This window comes from Cellulomonas sp. ATA003, from assembly GCF_031582905.1.
GTDB lineage: Bacteria > Actinomycetota > Actinomycetes > Actinomycetales > Cellulomonadaceae > Pengzhenrongella.
Genome location: NZ_CP133990.1, coordinates 678,261 through 698,571 on the forward strand (window position 1 = coordinate 678,261; position 20,311 = coordinate 698,571).

The following is a 20,311-nucleotide window of genomic DNA, read 5'->3' on the forward strand; positions in this document are numbered from 1 at the left end:
CGGTCCAGGCACGCCACGCGATCAAGGGCGCGGTCCCCGGGATCGGCCCGGACGACAAGGTCATCCTGTGGGGTGGCGGGATCTACAACTGGTTCGACCCGCTCAGCCTCATCCACGCGGTGGACCGCCTGCGGCACCGGCACCCGGACGTGCGGCTGTACTTCCTCGGGCTCAAGCACCCGAACCCGGGGGTGCCGGACATGCGGATCGCCTGGGAGACCCAGCAGCTGGCCCAGCGGCTCGGGCTGGTCGGCAGCCACGTCTTCTTCAACGAGGGCTGGGTGCCCTACGCCGAGCGGGCCGACTACCTCATGGACGCCGACGTCGGCGTCTCGACGCACTTCCACCACATCGAGACCGCGTACAGCTTCCGCACCCGGATCCTGGACTACCTGTGGACGTCGCTGCCGATCGTGGCTACCGGGGTGACACGTTCGGGACGCTCATCGCCGAGCACGGGCTCGGGCGCACCGTCCCGGCCGAGGACGTCGACGCCCTGGAGCGGGCGCTCGAGGAGATGCTGTACGACGACGCGGCGGCAGCTGTGGCGCGCGAGAACGTCCGCGCGTTCGCCGCGGGCTACACCTGGCCGCGTGTGCTCACCCCGCTGGTCGAGTTCTGCCGGTTCCCGCGGCGCGCCGCCGACCTCCAGTACGTGCTCGGCGACCCGGGGACGACGGCGCACCCGTTCGAGCGGCGCACCTCGCTGCGCAGCGACGCGGCCCTGGCGCTGCGCTACCTGCAGGCGGGCGGCGTCGGCGAGGTCGCCCGGCGGGCCACCGGCCGGGCCCGTCGCGTGCTCGGCATCGGCTGACGCGGCACTCGGCGCGTCCGTCAGTGGCTGCGGGGGCGTAGCCGGGCCTGCAGGCGCGACCTCGCCGAGCTCGCTGCCGGCGTCGCTGCGGCACGCTCCGCGCGGATCTGCTCGATGCGCGCGGCCATCCGTGCGCCGGCGACCGCGGGGAGTGCAGTGCCCGGATGTCCTCGGCGGCCCGACGGCCGACCGCGGCTGCCGCGTCGGGGGCATCCACCACCCGGCGCAGGAGCGCGGCGGCGGCGTCGAGGTCGGGGTCGGCCCACGTCGACCCGGCGGGGTACGGCGGGTGGCCGGGCGGGATCGGCGTCGGGGTCCACGGGACGAGGTAGCTGTTGTCCTCGGTCATGAACTGAAGGTTGCCGCTGTAGCCGGTGGCGACGACGGGCTTGCCGGCGGCCATCGCCTCGGCGAGCGTCAGCCCGAGGCCCTCCGCCCGGTGCAGCGAGACGTACACCGTGCACGCGGCCATGAGGCCGTCGCGGTCCTGCGCGCTGAGGTACTCCTCGAGGAGCACGACGTCGGGCTCGTCCCGCACGAGCAGCCGGAGCCGTTCCGCGTCGGCGACCGCACGGTCGGCGTTGATCGACTTGAGCACCAGCACGGGCCCCTCACCGGGGGCGAAGGCGCGACGGAACGCGGTGACGACGCCTGCCGGGTTCTTCCGCTCGGTCGTGCTGAGGTGGTCGAACGCGAAGAGGACGACGGGGCGGTCCGTGGGGACACGGGCCAGGGCGGGACCACGCCCGTCCGGTCCGGTGGTGCCGGGGGTGGCGTCGCCCGAGCGTCCGCGGGGACGGACCTGCGGGAGGGGTGGCGGCATGGTGAGGACCGGCACGGGCGAGTGCGGCGCGACGGCGTCCCGCACGAAGTCGGTCGCCACCCAGACCTCGTCGACGTGCGCGAACCCGACGTGCTGCTCCGACGGGAACGCCTCCACCTCCCAGTACCACATGCCGATCCGGTGGGTCGTGGACAGGTGCGGCAGCGCGCCGGCGACCCGGGGCGTCTGATCGGCGTTGACGCACAGCAGGGTGACGTCGTGGAGGTCGGTCGACGCGCTCGGCACGAAGGCCGCCTGCTGGCGGCTCTGGAGCTGCAGGGACACCGGCACCGTCGTCACGGAGGCACCGGTGGTCTCGAGAGCCGACCGGACGAGGCGGGCCGACTCGCCGACGCCGAGCTCCCCGGTGAGGTAACCCACGACGTTGACCCCGGGGGTCGGGGGCTTGGCAGGGTCGACGCGGACCGCGGTCGTGGCGCCCCGGGTCGCCGCCACCGCGGCGTCCAGCAGGGCGGCGTCGTGGCCTGGCTCATGGCGGCCGTACGCCTCGGCCCATGCGGCGAGGTCCAGGGAGTGCGGGCCCGGGACGAGGGGGAACGCGGCCTGCAGGTCGGGCCGGGACGACCAGATCGAGGCCAGGTAGCGCGCGACGGGCGCCGTGTGGGCCACCGGCAGCGGCTCGACGAGCCAGGCCCGCAGTGCCTGGGCGGCGGCCGGGTCGAACGGGTCGGGGCCGATGGGCCTGGCGTCCCCGGACCCGGGCGGCGCCGGCTCGGCCCGCAGGAGGGTCCGCAGCTGCGGGTGGACCGGCGTGCCGGTGCTGAGCGCCGTGAGGGCGGCGGCGTCGTGCCCACCGTCGCGGCACGGGTCGCCGTCCGCGGCGCGCTCTGCAGCGGCGTCCGCGCACGCGCGCGAGCACGGGGTGCTCGCTGAGCAGGAGGCGCGGCCGGTCGAGCGACGCCGCGAGGACCCACGGCCGGTGCGGGTCCAGGTCGCAGAGGTCGACGGCGATCACCTCCTCGCCGTCCACGAGGAGGCCGCCGTCGGCGCCGTCCTCGATCCGGACGTCGGGGGCGCTCCAGGCCGAGAGGAGGGCGGCCGGGGCGCGCACCGTGTCGTGCGGCACCTGGCTCGCGACGACGTCGAGCACGGCGGCGTCCGAGCGCCAGTCGCCGAGGGCCTCGACGTACGCCTCGACAGCGGGTGCCCCGTCCGGGCCGAAGGCGAGCAGGTGCGGGGTGTGACCGCCCCCGGCGACGAGATCGGCGAGGCCGGGTCGGCGGTCGTCCGCCACGACCGTCGCCCGGGTGCGGGCCACCAGGCACAGCCCTGCGTCGGTGGCACGCCGTGCCAGGTCGGTGGGCGTGGCCTGGAGCTCGACACCGGCTCGTACGGCGACGACCGGCTCGCCGTCGTCGAGCAGCGACGCGACGAGCGACGCGAGGAGGAGCTGGTGGAAGGCCTCCGGGTCGAGCGTGATCGCGGCCCGGTGGAGATCACGCGTGGTGAGCTGGAGGTCACCGAGGGCCCGCACCTCCTCGTCGTCGACCGGCCGGTAGCCGGGGCACGCCGCGAGGACGACGACGGCGCGGTGGTCCGGCACGTGGCGCAGGGCGGCGCGGACCGACGAACGCGCCGCGGCCGTCGACCCGTGCGGCGCCACCACAGCGATGCGCATGGTCTCCCCGGGGAACGATCGGCACACCCAGCGGCGGGCTCGGACCGGTGGACTCTACTCATCGGTCCCCACCGGCTCGCCTCAGCACGGCACCGGCGCGCCGGTGCGGTGCGCCCGGGCACCCGTGCGCACGGCGCTCTGCGCGGCGGCGACGGCTCGGAGGGGCGGGAGCGGGCTCCGCTAGCATGAGGTGGATCCCCGATGCTTCGCGGTGGCATCGCGTCATACCGACGCTGCCTCGCCCCCGGCAGTAAAGAGTGTGCATGAAGGTCTTCATCCAGGTCCCCTGCCTCAACGAGGAGGAGACCCTGGCCTCGGTGCTCGAGTCCATCCCGACGCAGATCCCCGGGGTGGACGAGATCGAGGTGCTCGTCATCGACGACGGCTCCACCGACCGCACGCTCGAGGTGGCCCGCGCGCACGGCGTCACGCACTTCGTCCACCACACCCGGAACATGGGGCTGGCACGGTCGTTCCGGGACGGCATCGACTACGCGCTCGCGCACGGGGCCGACGTCGTGGTCAACACCGACGGGGACAACCAGTACCCGCAGGACCGCATCGGCGACCTGGTGCGCCCCATCCTGCTCGGTGAGGCGGACATCGTCATCGCCGACCGTCAGACCCACACGATCGAGCACTTCTCGGCGTTCAAGAAGCTCATGCAGCGGTTCGGCAGCCACATCGTCAACCGCGCGGCCAGCACCGAGCTGCCGGACGCGGCGAGCGGGTTCCGCGCCTACTCCCGGGCGTCGCTGCTGCGTCTGAACCTCGTCACGCAGTTCAGCTACACCATGGAGACGATCATCCAGGCCGGCAACATGCGCCTGCAGATCGCCAGCGTGCCCGTGGTCACGAACCCCAAGACCCGGGATTCCCGGCTGTTCAAGAACATCTTCCACCACATGGCGAAGTCGGGCTCCGCCATCGTCCGCAGCTTCCTCATGTTCAAGCCGTACGTCATCTTCGCGAGCCTCACGCTGCTGTTCGGCGTGCTGGCCGCGATCCCGCTCGTGCGCTTCCTGCTGCTGTGGGTCACGGGCGGGGACACCTCCGGCAACGTCCAGTCGCTCATCTACGGCGCGATCATGGCCGTCGCGGCCCTCCTGTCGATCGCGCTCGGCGTCCTGTCGGACCTGCAGCGCACCAACCGCGTGCTGCTGGAGGACCAGCTCGAGCGGGTCAAGGAGATGCAGTACCGGCGAGAGCCCGCGGTCCACGCCCGCGTGGTGGTCGACGGCGGTGCGTCGGGGCGCGTGCTGCCCGACGGGTTCGACCTGGACCGGACGCTCCCGCGGTCCGCGGTGCCCGGTCCCGCCTCGAGCCGCGCGGACTCCAGCCCCACGGACGGCCGCCGCGTGGTCGGTCGGGCGGACGACGTCGCCGAGGACCTCACCCGCGCGCCGGGGGCGCGTCAGACCAGGTAGCGCGCGACCTCGGCGCGCCCCACGGCGGCCGACCGCCACATCGCCCGGCGCTCGGCCAGCGTGCGCGGGCTGCGCCGTGCGACGTGCAGCAGGGCGCGCACGCGCGCGACCCGCACGGGCCGTGGCTCGCTGCGGCGCAGCCACGCGAGCGCCGTCCCGGCCACCTGGCGGGCGGCGGAGGTCGCGACGACAGCGAGCGAGGCGTGCCGCCCGGCGACCACGAGGGAGTTGCGGGTGTTGTAGTACCGGAACAGCGGGCTGGCCGCGTCCGAGCTGGCGGCGTGGCGGTGGCGCGCGACCGCGCCGGCCTCGTACCGGACGGTCCAGCCGGCCGCCCGCATCCGCCAGGAGACGTCGGTGTCCTCGTAGTACAGGAACAGGTCGGGGTCGAAGCCGCCGACCTGCGCGAGGGCCGACGTGCGGAGCAGGGCGGCGCCGCCGCAGAAGCCCAAGACGTCCGCGTCGGTCGACTCGGTGCCGTCGACCGCGAGCCAGTCGCGGTCCACCCCCGCGCCGGCACGGGTCACCACGTTGCCGGTCGAGTTGACGACCCGGACGGCACCCGGCTCGTCCGGGTCGGCGGGCACGAGGTCCACGTCGCCACGGCGGAACGCCCCGGCGGGGACGGTGCCGCGGGCGGGGCGCTCCCGGTACCAGCCGTCGAGCAGGATCTTCGCCGTCACCGCGCCCACGCGCTCGTTCCCCGGAGCGTCGAGCGTCGCCAGGAGTCGCTCCAGCCCGTCCGGGTCGAGCGTCGCGTCGTTGTTCAGGAGCAGCACGGCGTCCGCGGTCACGTCGCGGGTGCCGGCCACGACGCCGCCCGCGAACCCGAGGTTCACGGGATTGGTCACGAGACGCACACCGGGGTACCGGCTGCGCAGCAGCTCCGGGGTGCCGTCCTGCGAGGCGTTGTCGACCACGACGACCTCGAGCCGGTCGGCGACCGTCTGCCCCAGGAGCGAGTCGAGGCACGCGGGGAGCAGGTGTGCCCCGTTCCACGTCACGACGACGGCGCGGGCCGTCGGCCGTGCGCTCTCCGTCCTCAGGCGATCCCCCATGGTGCCGCGACAGTATCGCGACCCGCCGCGCCGCCCGCGCCGCCCGTCGAAGGGCTCCTGCCTGACCGATCGAGCCGCTCAGCCCAGCGCGGCCCGGTAGGCCGCGACGTGCCCCTCGGCGCTCGCCGCCCAGGTGTACCGCGCGGCGTTGGCCCGGGCGCCCGTGGCCAGCTCGGCGTGCTGCGGCCCGGCCGCCTCGCCGATCGCACCGGCCAGCGCATCGGCGTCGAGCGGGTCCACGAGCAGCGCGCCCGCGCCGGCGATCTCGGCCATCGACGTCCCCGCGGACGTGACGACCGGCACGCCGTGTGCCATCGCCTCGAGCGCCGGCATCCCGAACCCCTCCCACAGCGACGGGAACGCGAACACCCGCGCACCCGCGTAGGCGCGGTGCAGGTCCACCTCGGCGAGCCGGCCGAGCGTGTGCACGCGGCCCTCGGGCAGCGCGGCGGCGAGCCGGGCGACGTCGGCGGCGGTGCCGCCCCAGCCGGCCGGACCGACCAGGACGAGGTCCAGGCCCGGGTCGTCGCGCAGCAGCCCACGGAACGCGGCGAGCAGCGTCGCCGCGTTCTTGCGCGGCTCGAAGGTGCCGCACCACAGCACGTACGGCCGCGTCAGGCCGTGGCCACGGCGGAAGCCGTCCACCTCCGCGTCGCTCACCGGCAGGGCGCGCACACCGTGGTGCACCACGTGCACCCGGCCCGGCTCGAGCCCCTCGGCGACGCAGTCCGACGCGGTGGTCGCGGACGGCACGACGACGGCGTCCGCCTCGCGCCGCACGAGGTCCAGCGCACGACGGAAGAACACGTTCCCGCGCGCGGTGAAGTGCCCCGGGTCGCGCAGGAACGCGAGGTCGTGGACGGTCACCACGAGCGGACCCGTGCGCGGCGGGATCGCCCAGGTGGTGGCGTGCAGCACCCGGGCGACGCGGTCCCCGGCGGAGCGGGAGGGCCGCGGCAGGAGGAGCGCGCCGGCCCGGCCGCGCGCGCGGGACCATGCCTCGTACAGGAGCGGCCGCGGCAGCGGCGAGTGGTGGACCGGCATCGTCGGGGGCAGCGCGTGGGACGGCTCACCGGTCCGGCGTGCCGCGAGCCCGTCGACCGACGTCCCGGGTCGTGCGGCGAGGGCGCGCGCGAGCTCGGCGACGTACGTGCCCGAGCCCCCGGGACCGGCTGCCACAGCTGCTCGACGGTCAGCGTCACGGCGAGGTCCGGCGGGGGAGTGCCACCCGACGAGCCTAGGCCTTCTGCTCAGCTCGGCCCCGCGGCGGTCGATGGGTCCCGCGGACCCGTCCGTCCCGTCGACCCTCCTGGAGCACCATGCGCCCCTCCGCCGCCCGTCCGCCGCGGGTCGACGTCCTGCGCCGTCCCGCAGCCGCCCCTCCGGGTGGCGGTCCCGCCCGGCAGCGCACCGCGCCCTCGGTGGTGACCTCCGTGCTGGCCGGTGGTCTGGTCGGCGCCCTCGTCGTCGGGCTCGGGGCGGGCGCGGCGGCAGCCGCGGCGCCTGACTCGACGCTCACGGTCACCGGGACGGTCCGCGTCGTGCTGCCCGAGGTCACCGGCGACGGGCCCGCGGCCGAGGTCCGGACGCTGGTCGAGGCCGACGGCGTGCTCCACGACCTGACCGGGCACCCGGCGGTGGCCGACGTGGCCACCGGCAGCGACGTCGTCCTCACCCTCGAGGCCGACCGTGGCCGGACGCCGGCCGATGCGCTGGCCGCGGTCGCCGAGGCGACCGGGACCGACACCCGGGCCCCCGACGGCACCGCCGAGCTCGTCCGGGTGGCGCCCGTCCACGAGGCGGGCACGACGGCGGTCCGCGACGCGGTCGTCACCGGGCGACACACGCTCACCGTGCTCCCCGTCTACGGCAGCAGGCCGGACGGGCAGACGAGGCAGACCCTCACGGCCCGTGTGGAGGGTGTGGCCCGGTACTGGTCGGACCAGACCGGCGGCCGGATCACGTTCGGCACGAGCGTGCGGGAGTGGGCGAGGTACGACGAGCCCGCGACCTGCGAGCCCGACGCCATCTGGAACAACGCGATGGCGGCTCACGGCAACCCGCCGGTCTCCGCGACGCAGCACGTCCTCGTCTACTTCCCGTACCGGGACTGCCGCGGCTGGGACGGGCTCGCGACGGTCGGCGGGGGTCAGATCTGGCTCAACGGCAGCGCGACGGAGGACGTCGTCGCGCACGAGCTCGGGCACAACCTCGGTCTCGGTCACGCGAACACCCTGACCTGCGGCCCGAGCGCCGCGCGGGCGAGCCTCGCCGGGGAGTACACCGGGAGCTACCCGCCGGTCTTCTCGCGCTGCACGCCGGGGAGTACCAGGACCGCGCCGACGTCATGGGCTTCGGCACCTCCCTGCCGACCGGCAACCTCACCAGCGCCGGTGCCGACGTCATCGGGATGCTCACGGCGCACCGGATCACCGCCACGTCCGTCACCGAGCCGGTGACCGTCGACCTCGCGCCGCTCGCGAGCGTGGGTGCCCGTCGTGCGGTCGTGCTGCCCGCACCCGGGATCGCGGGTGGGCAGCTGTACGTGGACTTCCGCCCGGCGGTCGGCCGGGACGTGCGCATGACGGGGTGGGCCGGTGTCCAGGTCCATCTGCGCGCGCCCGACAGTCGCGGTGTGCCCCAGACGTACCTGCTCGACATGGCGCCCACGACGCACCAGCCGTTCAGCTCGCCGGCGTTCCCGGCCGGGCGGAGCTGGACCGTCCCCGGCACCCAGCTGACGGTCACGGTCGAGTCGGTGGGGACCACGGCGCGCGTCACGGTCGCCTCGGGCGAGGCGGAGGGCACCCCCGGCACCCCGTCGCCCAAGCCCTCACCGACCCCCTCGCCGAGCCCCTCACCGACCGCACCGCCCCCCAGCGGCGACACCGTGGCGCCCACGCGCGCCGTCGTGACGTCCCCCGCGGAGCGGGCGGTCGTGACCGGGGGCGCCGTCGTGCGCTGGCAGCCGAGCACCGACGCGGTGGGCGTCACGGCCTACGACGTCGTCGTCGACGGCAAGGTCACGCGGCGGGTCGGCGCGGGCGCCGTGTCCGCGGACCTCGGCGCGCTGCCCGTGGGTCCGCACAGCGTCGCGGTCGACGCGGTGGACGCCGCCGGCAACCGTGCCCGTGGTGCCGCCGTGCGCTTCACCGTGGTCGCCGACGCGACGCAGCGGTACGTCGCACGCGTCTACGGGGACCTGTTCCGGCGCACGCCCGACCGTGCCGGCCTGCTCGACTGGTCCTCGGCGCTCGGCGCGGGCACCCCGAGGATCGCCGTCGCCAACGCCATCACGTCCTCCGACGAGTACCGCGGTCGACTCATCCAGAACGCGTACGTGACCTACCTGGGGCGGAGCGCGGAGAGCGCCGGTCTGGCCTCGTGGCTCGGGGCGATGCGGCGAGGCCTGAACATCCAGGGCATGGAGGCCGGCTTCGTCGCCTCGGCCGAGTACTACGCGCAGTCCGGCTCCGACGACGCCCGGTGGGTGACCCGGCTCTACCAGCACGTCCTGGACCGTACTCCCGCGCCCGCCGAGGTGCGGCACTGGACGCGCGAGCTGGCGGTCGGCGCCGGGCGCGAGTCCGTCGCCCGCGGGTTCCTGCTGTCGACCGAGCACCTGACCACGGTGGTCGACGGGCACTATCGCGAGCTGCTGGGGCGTGGCATCGACCGGACGGGCGCCGCGCACTGGGTCACCCAGATCCAGCGCGGGGTGCGCGTGGAGGCCATCGTCGGCGGGATCATCGCGAGCGCGGAGTACGGCGCTCGAGGGTGACGTCGGTCACGGCGCGACGTCCCGGGCCGGGGACTCGTCCGACGCCGGCAGGTCGTCGGGGCCGAGGTCGTCGGGGCGTGGCCCACGACGCGCGAAGACCAGTGCGCCGGCGGCGACCAACCCGTCACCGAGCGTCGTCACGACCCTGCTGATGATGGCCAGCGCCAAGGCGTCGGCAGGGTCGAGCGTCCCGCTGAGGGCCAGCACGAGGGCCGCCTCCCGAGCGCCGAGGCCGGCCGGCGCCAGCACGACGACGAACCCGACGACCCAGGCCAGCGCGAAGGCGCCGGTCGCCAGCCAGTAGCCGACGGCCCCCGCCCCGTCGAGGTCCCTGGCGATGAGCCACGCCTGGAAGCCGAAGCACATCCACATGCCGGACGACCATGCGGCGGACCGGACGAGGTCCCGGCCGCGCAGGTCCGTCACGGGCGTCGCCCTTCGTGCCGCACGTGCGACCACCGCGAGCAGCCGGCTGAGCACGGACGGCACGAGGACCGTTGCCGCGAGCGGGACGCCGAGGAGGAGCCACCAGTACGTGCGCCGGACCTCGGCGTCCGGCAGGACGAGGAGCGCACACGCGAAGGCGCCGCTCGTCACCACGCCGACAGCCATGCCGACGAGCGCGCCGGTCGCGCTACGTGCCCGGGAGATCCCTGAGTCCCGGGTCAGCTCCATCTGTGCCACCACGGGCCACACGCTGCCCGGCACGTACTTGCCCAGCTGCGACAGGAAGAAGGCCCGGGCGGCCGGACGCACGCGCAGGCCGCCACCCACGGCTGCCATGGCGGCGCGCCACGACAGCATGTTGAGGCACAGCGCCGCGAGCGTCGACAGCAGGGCCAGCAGGAGGGTGGTCGGCGCCAGCGACGTGAACGCCGCGCTCACCCTCCCGCTGGCGGTAGACGGCGACGCCCAGGAGCGCCAGCGCGACCACCACGAAGGCGACTCGCAGCAGAGTGCCCACCGACGGGCGGGTACGCGGGACGTCGCTCATGTGGCAGGGTCGGCGACGACGACGGTGCCGGACCGAGCGCGACCGAGGCGGCCGCCCCGGTGGTCGGCCCTCTCGCACGAGGTGCTGTTCACGTCGGCGCTCCGTCCGGGCGGACGGGGAGGTGGCTGCAGGACGCGAGGCATCCCGAGAGCCTAGCCGCGGGCCGGCGCGCACCCCCGACGCGTCGGCCGTCGCGTATCGTGCGGTGATGCCCGACGCGACCCTCTTCGTCACGCGGAAGTTCCCGCCGTCGGTCGGCGGCATGGAGACGCTCGCGAACGACGTCTGGGCCACGATGTCCGCGGGGCGGCCCGGCCGGGACGTGCTCGTGGCCCACGGAGGCACCAACGCTCGCATGCCGCTGTGGCTGGTGCCGGCGGCGTGGACGGTGGCGGCCGCGGTGCTGCGTCGGCGGGTGTCCAGAGTGCTGGTCGGGGACGTGGTGCTCTACCAGCTCCTGCGACCGCTGCTGCTCCTGCTGCGCGTCCCGCACGCGACCATGGCGATGGGCAAGGACGTCGTGTGGACGCAGCCCCTGTACCAGTGGTGCCTGCGTCGAGTGCTGCCGCATGCCCCGCTGGTGCTGGCGATCAGCAGGGCGACCGCGGACTCGGTGGTCGCCGCTGGTGTGGACCGCTCGCGCGTGCACATCGTGCGGTTGGGTGCCGAGCAGCCGGCCGCCTCACCGGGCACCGTCGAAGCACGCGCTGCGGTGCGCGACCGGTACGCCGTACCCGATTCGTCGCTGGTCGTCCTCACGCTGGGCCGTCTCGTGCGTCGCAAGGGGTGCGGTGGTTCGTGCACGAGGTGCTCCCCGACGTCGACGGGGTCGTGTACCTCGTCGCTGGGGAAGGCCCCGAGGCAGCGGACATCGAGGACGCCGCCCGCCGGCGAGGGGTGGTGGATCGCGTGCGCCTGCTCGGCGCCGTCAGCGCGCAGGACAAGGAGCTCCTCATGCGCGGCTCGGACGTGTTCGTGCAGCCGAACGTGCCCGTCCCGGGTGACATGGAGGGCTTCGGGCTGGTCGCGGTGGAGGCCGCGATGCGCGGCGCCCTGGTCCTCGCCGCCGACCTGGAGGGCCTCCGAGATGCGGTGGTGCACGAGCAGACCGGCCTGCTCCTCCCGGCGCAGGACGCAGGCGCGTGGCGACGTCGTCTCCGGGGGCTGACCGGTGACCGTCGGCAGGCGCACACGCTCGCGGAGCGCTACTCCACGCAGGCCCGTCGTCGCTACGACCGGGAGCTGATGGGCCAGCAGCTGCACGACGTGCTCGCCAAGCACGAGGCCGACTGACCGGGTCGCTCACGAGCGGGTGGCACCGCCCTACGATCGCCCGATGCGCATCCTCCTCGACGCGACCGCCATCCCCGCCGACCGCGGGGGCGTGGGCCGGTACGTCGACGAGCTGCTGCCGGCGCTCACCGGGCTCGGCGCGGACCTCGTGGTCGCGTGCCAGCCCCGTGACGCCGCCACGATGTCGGCGCTCGTCCCGGGCGGCGAGGTGGTCCCCGCCCCCGCCGCGGTCGGGCGACGGCCGGTGCGGATGGCGTGGGAGCAGGTCGGTCTGCCCCGGCTCGTGCGGGCTGTCCGGGCGGACGTGCTGCACAGCCCGCACTACACGATGCCGCAGGTGGCCGGGTGCCCCGTCGTGGTGACCCTGCACGACGCGACGTTCTTCAGCCATCCGGAGCTGCACTCCCCGGTCAAGGCGCGCTTCTTCCGCGCCGCGACCCGGCTGGCGGTCCGGCGCGCCGCGGGCCTCGTGGTGCCCTCGGCCGCGACCCGCGACGAGGTGCTGCGGTTCACCGGCGGGGACGCCGGCCGCTTCCACGTCGCGCACCACGGCGTGGACGCCGGCGTCTTCCATCCCGTCGACGACGCCGAGCGCGCGCGGGTACGGCGGTCGCTGGGGCTGGGCACGCGCGACTACGTCGGCTTCCTCGGCACGCTCGAGCCCCGTAAGAACGTCCCCGCGCTCATCCGGGGCTGGGCCAGGTCGGTCGAGGGGCTCCCCGACCCGCCCGCGCTCGTGCTGGCCGGCGGGCGCGGATGGGACGACGCCGTCGACCCGGCCGTCGCCGCGGTGCCCGACCACCTGCAGGTGGTGCGCCCGGGCTACCTGCCGCTGGCCGACCTGCCGGGATTCCTCTCCGGCGCGATCGTGCTCGCGTACCCGAGCCTCGGCGAGGGCTTCGGCCTGCCCGTGCTCGAGGCGATGGCATGCGGGGCGGCGGTGCTCACCACCCGCGAGCTGTCCCTGCCCGAGGTCGGTGGCGACGCGGTCGCCTACTGCGGGGTCGAGGAGACGGCCATCGCGGCCGGGCTCGCCGAGCTGCTGGCCGACCCGGTCGGGCGCGCGCGACTCTCGGCTGCGGCCGTCGTACGCGCAGCGAGCTTCACCTGGACCGCGGCAGCCGAGGTGCACCTGCGCGCGTACGAGCGCGCGGCTCGTTCGCGCCGCTGAGGTGGCGCCCGACTGAGGTGGCGCACGACGAGATCCGGCGAGTGCGGCCGGGTCCCCGCCGGGGTGCGTGCGGGGCCGCCACGTGCCGCGGGACGACGGCGGCGCGCACCTATACTTCAGGCGCTCGGCGGCCGCTCCGGCCATGGAACCCGTACGACGAGGAGCCCCACGCACCATGGCGCAGAGCCCGACCGGCAGCCGCACCGACTCCCGGGTCGGGGCGACCTGGCCGTGGGTGGGCGTGGCAGCCCTGCTCATGGGGATCGTCGCGCTGTGGTCCCTGGCCATGCCGCTGATGGCGTCCCCGGACGAGGGCAGCCACGTGGTCAAGGCCGCCGCCGTCGCCCGCGGCCAGTGGAGCGGCACCCTCGGGCCGCCGCCGACGGACACGTCGCGACCGGGCGCGGCCACGGTCGTCGAGCTGCCGAACGACATCGCCCAGACGCTGGTGCTGCCGAACTGCTACGCGTTCCAGCCCGACCAGCCCGCAGACTGCGCGCCGGACCTTCCCGGGCGGACCGGGCAGACCGTCGCCGTGGAGACCTTCGCCGGGCAGTACCCCCCGCTGTACTACCTGCTCGTGGGCTGGCCCTCGCTCCTGCTGACGGGTGAGGCAGCCGTGTACGGCATGCGGCTGGCGTCGGCGCTCATCTCCGTGGTGATGGTGACGTGGGGTGCGTACCGGCTCCGTCAGGTCCTGCCCCGGCACGTGGCCACCTGGGGGTGCGTGGCGGCGCTGACGCCGATGTGCTTCTTCCTGTTCGGCACGGTCAACCCGAACGGCTGGGAGATCGCGACGGCGTTCAGCTTCTGGACCGCCTGCCTCGCGCTCGTGGTCCCGCGCGGCCGCATCACGACGGGCGCGCTCGTGCACGCCGGTGTCGCGGGCGCACTCCTGGTGAACATCCGCGACAGCTCTCCGTTCTGGGCGCTCGCGGTCGTCGTGGTCGTCGCCGTCGTCGCGCCCGCTGGTCGTCTGCGACAGCTGGTGCGTCACAGGCTGGCTCCCTGGGTCGCTGGTCTGGCGGTGCTGTCCGGCCTCGCCATGGCGGCGTGGACGGCCACGCACGGTGGGGCTGTGTCCGCGCGGGGACTGCACCCGCGCCTCGCCGACCAGGCGGTGGCACTCCTGGAGATCTCGGGCAGCAGCTACAACTACCTCCAGCAGATGATCGGGAACTTCGGGTGGCTCGACACCCCTCGCCGCCCGTCACGTTCATCGGCTGGTACGCCGCGCTGGGTGTGCTCGTCCTGCTCGCGTTCGCCGCGAGCACCCGGCTCCGGACCCGGCTCGCGCTCGGGCTGGTCCTGCTCGGGGTCGCCGCGGCGCCGTTCCTCCAGCTGCCGACCGCGCCCGACGCCGGCCTCATCTGGCAGGGGCGCTATGCGCTGCCCCTCGCCGTCGGGGTGGCCCTGGTGGCGGCGACGGCGATCGGCATGTCGGACGGGACGACGGACGACGCGCCCGCCGCGGACGTCGACGTGGCGAGGCGGGTGTTCGCGGTGACCCTGCCGGTGCTGGTCGTGGCGCACGTCGCCGGCTTCTACTGGGCGCTGCGGCGCTACAGCGAGGGCGCGACCGGCGACCTCGTGACGGATGCGCCGGACTGGCAGTCCCCGGTCGGGTTCCTCACCGGGGCCGCCGCGTACGCCGTGCTCTGGCTGGTGCTGGCGCTCGTCTGCCGCAGGGACGGCCGTGCGCAGGTCCGCGAGCAGCCGGCCGCCCCGCGACCCGTGCTCGACCGGTCCTCGTAGTCTCGGCGCCGCGCGTGCAGCACGCGCCGCACGTGCCGCCCGTGCGTGCGGGACGGGACGGGCGGACCGGTCAGCGGAAGACCCAGGCGCGGTACAGGACGAAGTTCCAGCCCGTGGTCAGCACGACCGCCAGCGTCTTGGAGACCAGCACGGGCAGGCCCAGCCGGGAGCCGACCTCGAGGATGATCAGCGTGACGACGAAGTTCGCCAGGAGGAGCGCGCCGTAGCGGAGCGCGTGCCGGTGCACCCCGGCACCGGCCGGGGAGCTGAACCTCGGACGGTTGAGCAGGAAGTTGGCCACGACGCTGGTCCAGAACCCCACGGTGGCGGCTGCCCACACGGGCATCCCGGCGCGCGACAGGACGTGGAGCAGTCCGGCGTCGATCACGTAGCTGACGCCGCCGATGACGAGGTAGGCGACGACCCGGCTCCGGCGCGCCGCGGCCAGTGCCGCCTCGAGGCGCGACGACTCGGCGACGACGACTCAGCCCTCGTGGCCGGGAGACGGCCGAGCCGCGGGTGCGTCAGGCTGCGGGTGGCGGTTCTCGACCTCGCGCACCCGGGCCTCCAGCAGCGCGTGCTCCTCGGCGAGCGTGCGCATCTCCTCCTCCATGGTGGAGAGCTCGCCGCTGATCTGGAGGCACACGGCGAGCAGGACGCTCATCGCGAGCGCGAAGAGGAGGTTCGCCGGAACCTGCACGCCCGTCACGTCCGTGAGCCAGAAGACGACGCTGGGGAAGGCGGCGAGCAGGCACACGCCGAGCCCCAGGACGATCCAGATCGCCGCGTACTTCTCCTTCACCCTGCGGGTGAGCAGCAGGCCGAAGAGCAGCGCCAGGAAGACGAGCGACAGCGTGATCGACAGCGCGTACCCGCTCACGCCGCCGCCACCTGGTCGAAGACCTCTCGCGGACGCACCAGCGCCAGGAGGAGCGCGAGGACCGCCCGGCCGAGGAAGAGAGCGGCCTTCGCCGGCGACTGGGACGGGGTGCCCGCAGCCCGGGCGCGCATCGTCACGCCGACCTGGCGCACGACCAGCCCGGCACGTGCGGCGGTCACCAGCGCCTCCACGGTGTCTCCGAGGTACTCGGCGGGGTAGTTGCGCGCGTAGATGGCGATCGCCCGAGGACCGCACGCCTTGAACCCCGATGTGGTGTCGGTGAGCCGTGTCCCGGTCACCCGCGACAGCGCGCGCGACAGGAGTGTCATCGCCCAGCGTCGGGGGCCCCGGACGGCGTACGTGCCGGTGCCCGCGAACCGCGCACCGATGACCACGTCGGCCGCCTCGTCGTGCAGGACGGCCAGCAGTCGGGGGACGTCCTTGGGGTCGTGCTGCCCGTCGGCGTCGAGCTGGACCATGACGCCGTACCCGTGCCGCTCCGCGTACTTGTAGCCGGCTCGCATGGCCCCTCCGACGCCCAGGTTGATGGGGAGCTCGAGGACCGCGACACCGGCCGTCCGGGCGATCTCCGCGGTGCGGTCGGTCGATCCGTCGCTGACCACCAGCACGTCGACGTGCGGCAGCCCGTCGGCGAGCTCCTGCAGGACTCCGCCGAGCGAGCCCTCCTCGTTCCACGCGGGCAGCACGACGAGCTCGGGTGAGCGTCCAGGCACATGCACCGGTCGATCCTAGCGGCCGGCGAGGTGGCGAACCCGGCCGGCGGGCCGAGGTCGGCGCGCCGCCGTCATCGCCCGCCGAGGGACGCCACGTAGGCCACGACGTCGTCGTGCACCGGCAGGAGGCCGGATCCGACGGCCTGCGCCAGGCTGGGCGCCGCCGCGTCCTTGTCGGAGAGCTGCGGGGTGAGGGTCCGGCCGTCGCGGCCCGTGGTCGGCCAGGCGATGCCGACCTCGGGGTCGAGCGGGTGGATGCCGTGCTCGCGTCCGGGTGCGTACCCGGTGGAGCACAGGTACAGCACCGTCGAGTCGTCCTCGAGGGACATGAACGCGTGACCGAGGCCCTCGCTGAGGTAGATCGCGCGTCGGTCCACGTCGTCGAGCAGGACGGCGTCCCAGCGGCCGAACGTCGGCGAGCCCACCCGCAGGTCCACCGCGACATCGAGGACGGCGCCCTTGGCGCAGGTGACGTACTTCGCCTGCCCCGGGGGACGTCGGCGAAGTGGATTCCCCGCAGCACGCCGGCCGCGGACACCGAGCAGTTCGCCTGCTGCAGGTCGAAGGCATGCCCCACCGCCTCGGTGAACGGACCGCCCTGGAAGTACTCGAGGAAGACCCCGCGGGGGTCTCCGTGCTGCTTCGGGGTGATCTCCCACGCCCCGGGGACCTCGAGCTCGCGGTACGTCATGGTGGTCCTCTCGGCGTTGGCTGCGTCGGTCGTCGACGGCGGTCCAGCGTAGTCAGCCCCTAGTCTGGGCGGGCTGACGAGACGACGTGGGGAGACGCGCTGTGCGCTGGGTGGTGGTGGGGGCAGGGGGCATGCTCGGCCGGGAGATGACGGCGCTGCTCGAGCGCGGCGGGCACGAGGTGCGGGCGGTGGACCGCTCGTCGGTCGACATCACCGCCCCGGCGGCGACCGCCGGGCTGGCCGAGGGGGCCGACGTGGTGGTCAACTGCGCCGCCTACACCGCTGTGGACCCGGCCGAGGAGCACGAGCCGGAGGCCTTCGCGGTCAACGCCGTGGGTGCGGCGAACGTGGCCCGGGCCGCGCGCGTCGCCGGTGCCCGCCTCGTGCACGTCTCGACCGACTACGTCTTCGACGGGCACGCGTCCAGCCCGTACGCCGAGGACGCCCCGATCGACCCGCGCTCCGCGTACGGCCGCACCAAGGCCGCGGGGGAGTGGGCGGTGCGGGCCGAGTGCCCCGACCATCTCCTCGTGCGCACGGCGTGGCTGTACGGCGCGCACGGCGGGTGCTTCCCGAAGACCATCGCGCGGGTGGCGCGCGAGCGCGGCGGCCTGGACGTCGTCGACGACCAGGTGGGGCAGCCGACCTGGACCGGCGACCTCGCCGACCTCGTGCTGCGGCTGGTGACCGCCGGGGCGCCGGCGGGGACCTACCACGGGACGTCGTCGGGCGAGGTGTCCTGGCACGGCTTCGCGCAGGCGGTCGTGGCGAGCGCCGGGCTGGACCCCGCGGTGGTGGCCCGCACCTCGAGCGCGGCGTTCGTCCGCCCGGCAGCCCGACCGGCGTACTCCGTGCTGGGGCACGAGCGACTGCGGGCGGCCGGGGTGGCGCCGATCGGCGACTGGGCCGAGCGCTGGGCGGCCGCGGCGGACGGCGTGCTCGCCGCCGGTTGACGGCGGCGCCGGACGAGGTCAGGCGAGCGGGTCGTTCTCCCGCAGCTCCAGCAGCTCCAGCAGGTAGGTGCCGTACCCCGACTTCACGAGGCGCTCGGCCCGCTGACGCAGCTCGTCGTCGGTGAGGAAGCCACGGCGCCACGCCACCTCCTCCGGCGACCCCACCTTCAGGCCCTGCCGGTGCTCGACCGTCCGCACGTAGTCCGACGCCTCGAGTAGCGAGTCGAACGTGCCGGTGTCGAGCCACGCGGTCCCGCGGGGCAGCACCTCGACCTGCAGGCGGCCCTGCTCGAGGTAGGTGCGGTTCACGTCGGTGATCTCGTACTCGCCGCGCGCGGACGGCTCGAGGTCGCGGGCGATCGCCAGCACGTCGTTGTCGTAGAAGTACAGCCCGGGCACGGCATAGCTGGACTTGGGCTGTGCGGGCTTCTCCTCCAGGGACAGCGCGATGCCGTCTGCGCCGAACTCGACCACGCCGTAGCTGGTCGGGTCCGCGACGCGGTAGGCGAAGACGGCGGCGCCGTCGATGTCCGCGAAGCGCTCCAGGCGCGAGCCGAGGCCGGGACCGTAGAAGATGTTGTCGCCGAGCACGAGCGCCGCGGCGTCGGAGCCGACGAAGTCGGCCCCGAGGACGAAGGCCTGCGCGAGGCCGTTCGGCTGCTCCTGGACGGTGTACGTGATGGAGATCCCGAACTGCGAGCCGTCGCCCAGCAGGCGCTGGAACTGCTCCGCGTCGTGCGGCGTCGTGATCACCAGGACGTCACGGATGCCCGCGAGGATCAGGGTCGACAGGGGGTAGTAGATCATCGGCTTGTCGTACACCGGGACGAGCTGCTTGCTGACGCCCAACGTGATCGGGTGCAGTCGTGTCCCCGAGCCTCCGGCCAAGATGATCCCGCGCATGGCCCCTAGTGTGCCGCACGAGTCCGTGGGTGACCGCCGGGCTGCCGCCGCGTCGCACCGGCACGGCCGGGACCCTGTCATGGGCCGCCGGACGGCCGATTAGCCTGGGCGACGACGAGAGGACGTGCGGGTGTACACGATGCGAGGAGTCACGCGGGACTACGCGTGGGGCTCGAAGGACGCCATCCCCGAGCTGCTCGGTACGCCGGCGGACGGGTCGCCGGTCGCCGAGATGTGGTTCGGCGCCCACCGGAGCGCACCGGCGGCGCTGGACGACCAGGTCCACGGCGACCTCGCCGCGCTGATCGCCTCGGACCCGAGCACGATGCTCGGTGACGACGTCCGGGCGCGCTTCGGCGACTGCCTGCCGTACCTGCTCAAGCTCATCGCCCCCGCGCAGCCGCTGTCCCTGCAGGTGCACCCGCACGTCGAGCGCGCCCGGGCCGGGTTCGACGCGGAGGAGCGCGCGGGCATCCCGGTCGACGCGCCGCACCGGAGCTATCGCGACCGCAACCACAAGCCGGAGCTGGTCTACGCGTTGACGCCCTTCGAGGCCCTGTGCGGCTTCCGGGCGCCACGTCGCGCCGCCGAGCTGTTCGCCGGGCTCGGGTCACCCGTCGCCGAGAAGCTGCGCAGCCAGCTGCGGGCGGACCCGTCGCCCGGTGGGGTCCGGGCCGCCTTCACGAGCCTGTTCGCCCCGGCCAGCCGCCCGTCGCCGGAGGACGTCGCCGAGCTCGTCGCCGCGTGCCGGGACCGCCTGGCCGCCGGGTCGACGTCGCCCCGGGCCGACACCACGGTCCTCACGCTCGCCGACGCCCACCCCGGAGACCCGGGGATCGTGGCCTCGTTGCTGCTCAACCCGGTCTCGCTCCAGCCGGGAGAGGCGCTCTTCGTCCCCGCCGGTGGCGTCCACGCCTACCTGGAAGGGCTCGGTGTCGAGGTCATGGCGAACTCCGACAACGTGCTCCGTGCGGGGCTGACGGCCAAGCACGTCGACGTGGAGGAGCTCCTGGAGGTGGTCGACTACGTCGCCGCCCCACCGATCCGCACCGCACCCGAGGTGTTCCACGGCGCGACCCGCGTCTTCTACGCCCCCGTCGACGACTTCGAGCTGTCCGTCACCGAGCTGCTCGACGAGGCCGTCCACCCGCTGCCCGGGCGCGGGCCCCGCATCCTGCTGTGCCTCGACGGCTCGGTCACCGTGGCGTCCGGCGGCGACGAGGTGCGCCTGGAGCCGGGGCGGTCCGTCTTCGTGCCGGCGTCCGAGGGAGTGCTCACGGCTTGCGGGACGGGCACCCTGGTGCAGGCCGACGTGCCGTGAGACGGCGGTCCCGGGGTCGCTGAACGCCCGTGACATGGCCGGCGCCGCCCTGCCGCGGCCGGGGTGCCGGTGGT

18 protein-coding genes and 1 pseudogene are annotated in these 20,311 nt (G+C 74.6%); 10 read left to right on the forward strand and 9 right to left on the reverse strand.

The window, feature by feature from the left end:
* Positions 1-599: 599 nt before the first annotated feature.
* Positions 600-1,769, reverse strand: a complete 1,170-nt coding sequence (locus REH70_RS20315) for a glycosyltransferase (protein ID WP_396134720.1) — start codon at positions 1,767-1,769, stop codon at positions 600-602.
* A gap of 808 nt (positions 1,770-2,577) precedes the next feature.
* Here REH70_RS20315 and REH70_RS03455 point away from each other — a divergent pair.
* Positions 2,578-3,465: a hypothetical protein gene (locus REH70_RS03455; RefSeq protein ID WP_310752280.1), complete on the forward strand. Its 888-nt coding sequence runs from the start codon at positions 2,578-2,580 to the stop codon at positions 3,463-3,465.
* Between the two features lie 74 nt (positions 3,466-3,539).
* On the forward strand, positions 3,540-4,703 hold the full coding sequence (locus REH70_RS03460) for a glycosyltransferase family 2 protein (RefSeq protein ID WP_310752281.1): 1,164 nt from the start codon (positions 3,540-3,542) through the stop codon (positions 4,701-4,703).
* Here the strand turns inward: REH70_RS03460 and REH70_RS03465 are convergent.
* Both REH70_RS03465 and REH70_RS03470 read right to left on the reverse strand, forming a co-directional pair.
* Positions 4,691-5,761, reverse strand: a complete 1,071-nt coding sequence (locus REH70_RS03465) for a glycosyltransferase (protein ID WP_310752283.1) — start codon at positions 5,759-5,761, stop codon at positions 4,691-4,693. The genes REH70_RS03460 and REH70_RS03465 overlap by 13 nt on opposite strands.
* Positions 5,762-5,839: 78 nt before the next feature.
* The gene (locus REH70_RS03470; RefSeq protein ID WP_310752284.1) at positions 5,840-6,940 is read right to left on the reverse strand and encodes a glycosyltransferase family 1 protein; all 1,101 of its coding nucleotides are present in this window, start codon (positions 6,938-6,940) and stop codon (positions 5,840-5,842) included.
* A 140-nt stretch (positions 6,941-7,080) separates the two neighbouring features.
* Between REH70_RS03470 and REH70_RS03475 the strand changes: the two genes are divergently transcribed.
* Positions 7,081-8,220 (forward strand): hypothetical protein, encoded by a 1,140-nt coding sequence (locus REH70_RS03475; RefSeq protein WP_310752286.1) that lies wholly within the window; start codon positions 7,081-7,083, stop codon positions 8,218-8,220.
* Positions 8,109-9,542: a DUF4214 domain-containing protein gene (locus REH70_RS03480; protein ID WP_310752288.1), complete on the forward strand. Its 1,434-nt coding sequence runs from the start codon at positions 8,109-8,111 to the stop codon at positions 9,540-9,542. The genes REH70_RS03475 and REH70_RS03480 overlap by 112 nt, the downstream gene beginning before the upstream one ends.
* Positions 9,543-9,548: 6 nt before the next feature.
* Here REH70_RS03480 and REH70_RS03485 read toward each other — a convergent pair whose 3' ends face one another.
* The gene (locus tag REH70_RS03485) at positions 9,549-10,427 is read right to left on the reverse strand and encodes a lysylphosphatidylglycerol synthase domain-containing protein (RefSeq protein WP_310752290.1); all 879 of its coding nucleotides are present in this window, start codon (positions 10,425-10,427) and stop codon (positions 9,549-9,551) included.
* Between the two features lie 895 nt (positions 10,428-11,322).
* Here REH70_RS03485 and REH70_RS03490 point away from each other — a divergent pair.
* The 4 genes from REH70_RS03490 (at position 11,323) to REH70_RS03505 (ending at position 14,755) form a co-directional block, all read left to right on the forward strand.
* Entirely contained in the window at positions 11,323-11,829 is a 507-nt protein-coding gene (locus tag REH70_RS03490) for a glycosyltransferase (RefSeq protein WP_310752292.1), read from the forward strand.
* Positions 11,830-11,872: 43 nt separating this feature from the next.
* Positions 11,873-13,000 carry a glycosyltransferase family 1 protein gene (locus tag REH70_RS03495; protein ID WP_310752293.1) on the forward strand — a complete coding sequence of 376 codons (1,128 nt, stop codon included), beginning with the start codon at positions 11,873-11,875 and terminating at the stop codon, positions 12,998-13,000.
* Between the two features lie 175 nt (positions 13,001-13,175).
* The gene (locus REH70_RS03500) at positions 13,176-14,507 is read left to right on the forward strand and encodes a DUF2142 domain-containing protein (RefSeq protein ID WP_310752295.1); all 1,332 of its coding nucleotides are present in this window, start codon (positions 13,176-13,178) and stop codon (positions 14,505-14,507) included.
* Entirely contained in the window at positions 14,495-14,755 is a 261-nt protein-coding gene (locus REH70_RS03505; protein ID WP_310752296.1) for a hypothetical protein, read from the forward strand. Before REH70_RS03500 ends, REH70_RS03505 begins: the two co-directional genes overlap by 13 nt.
* Positions 14,756-14,825: 70 nt before the next feature.
* Here the strand turns inward: REH70_RS03505 and REH70_RS03510 are convergent, their stop codons facing one another.
* The 4 genes and pseudogenes from REH70_RS03510 to REH70_RS03525 all read right to left on the reverse strand — a co-directional run bounded on the left by REH70_RS03510 (position 14,826) and on the right by REH70_RS03525 (position 17,060).
* Positions 14,826-15,203 carry a GtrA family protein gene (locus REH70_RS03510; RefSeq protein WP_310754125.1) on the reverse strand — a complete coding sequence of 126 codons (378 nt, stop codon included), beginning with the start codon at positions 15,201-15,203 and terminating at the stop codon, positions 14,826-14,828.
* Positions 15,204-15,239: 36 nt separating this feature from the next.
* Entirely contained in the window at positions 15,240-15,635 is a 396-nt protein-coding gene (locus REH70_RS03515; RefSeq protein WP_310752298.1) for a DUF2304 domain-containing protein, read from the reverse strand.
* Entirely contained in the window at positions 15,632-16,369 is a 738-nt protein-coding gene (locus REH70_RS03520; protein ID WP_310754126.1) for a glycosyltransferase family 2 protein, read from the reverse strand. The genes REH70_RS03515 and REH70_RS03520 overlap by 4 nt, the downstream gene beginning before the upstream one ends.
* 71 nt (positions 16,370-16,440) lie before the next feature.
* A pseudogene (locus REH70_RS03525) lies at positions 16,441-17,060 on the reverse strand (dTDP-4-dehydrorhamnose 3,5-epimerase family protein).
* A 101-nt stretch (positions 17,061-17,161) separates the two neighbouring features.
* Between REH70_RS03525 and rfbD the strand changes: the two are divergent.
* Positions 17,162-18,013: a dTDP-4-dehydrorhamnose reductase gene (gene rfbD, locus REH70_RS03530; protein ID WP_310752300.1), complete on the forward strand. Its 852-nt coding sequence runs from the start codon at positions 17,162-17,164 to the stop codon at positions 18,011-18,013.
* An 18-nt stretch (positions 18,014-18,031) separates the two neighbouring features.
* Here the strand turns inward: rfbD and rfbA are convergent, their stop codons facing one another.
* The gene (rfbA, locus tag REH70_RS03535; RefSeq protein WP_310752303.1) at positions 18,032-18,916 is read right to left on the reverse strand and encodes a glucose-1-phosphate thymidylyltransferase RfbA; all 885 of its coding nucleotides are present in this window, start codon (positions 18,914-18,916) and stop codon (positions 18,032-18,034) included.
* Between the two features lie 130 nt (positions 18,917-19,046).
* On the opposite strand from rfbA, the gene manA reads away from it, so the two are divergent.
* Positions 19,047-20,237, forward strand: a complete 1,191-nt coding sequence (manA, locus tag REH70_RS03540) for a mannose-6-phosphate isomerase, class I (protein ID WP_396134668.1) — start codon at positions 19,047-19,049, stop codon at positions 20,235-20,237.
* Positions 20,238-20,311 lie beyond the last annotated feature (74 nt).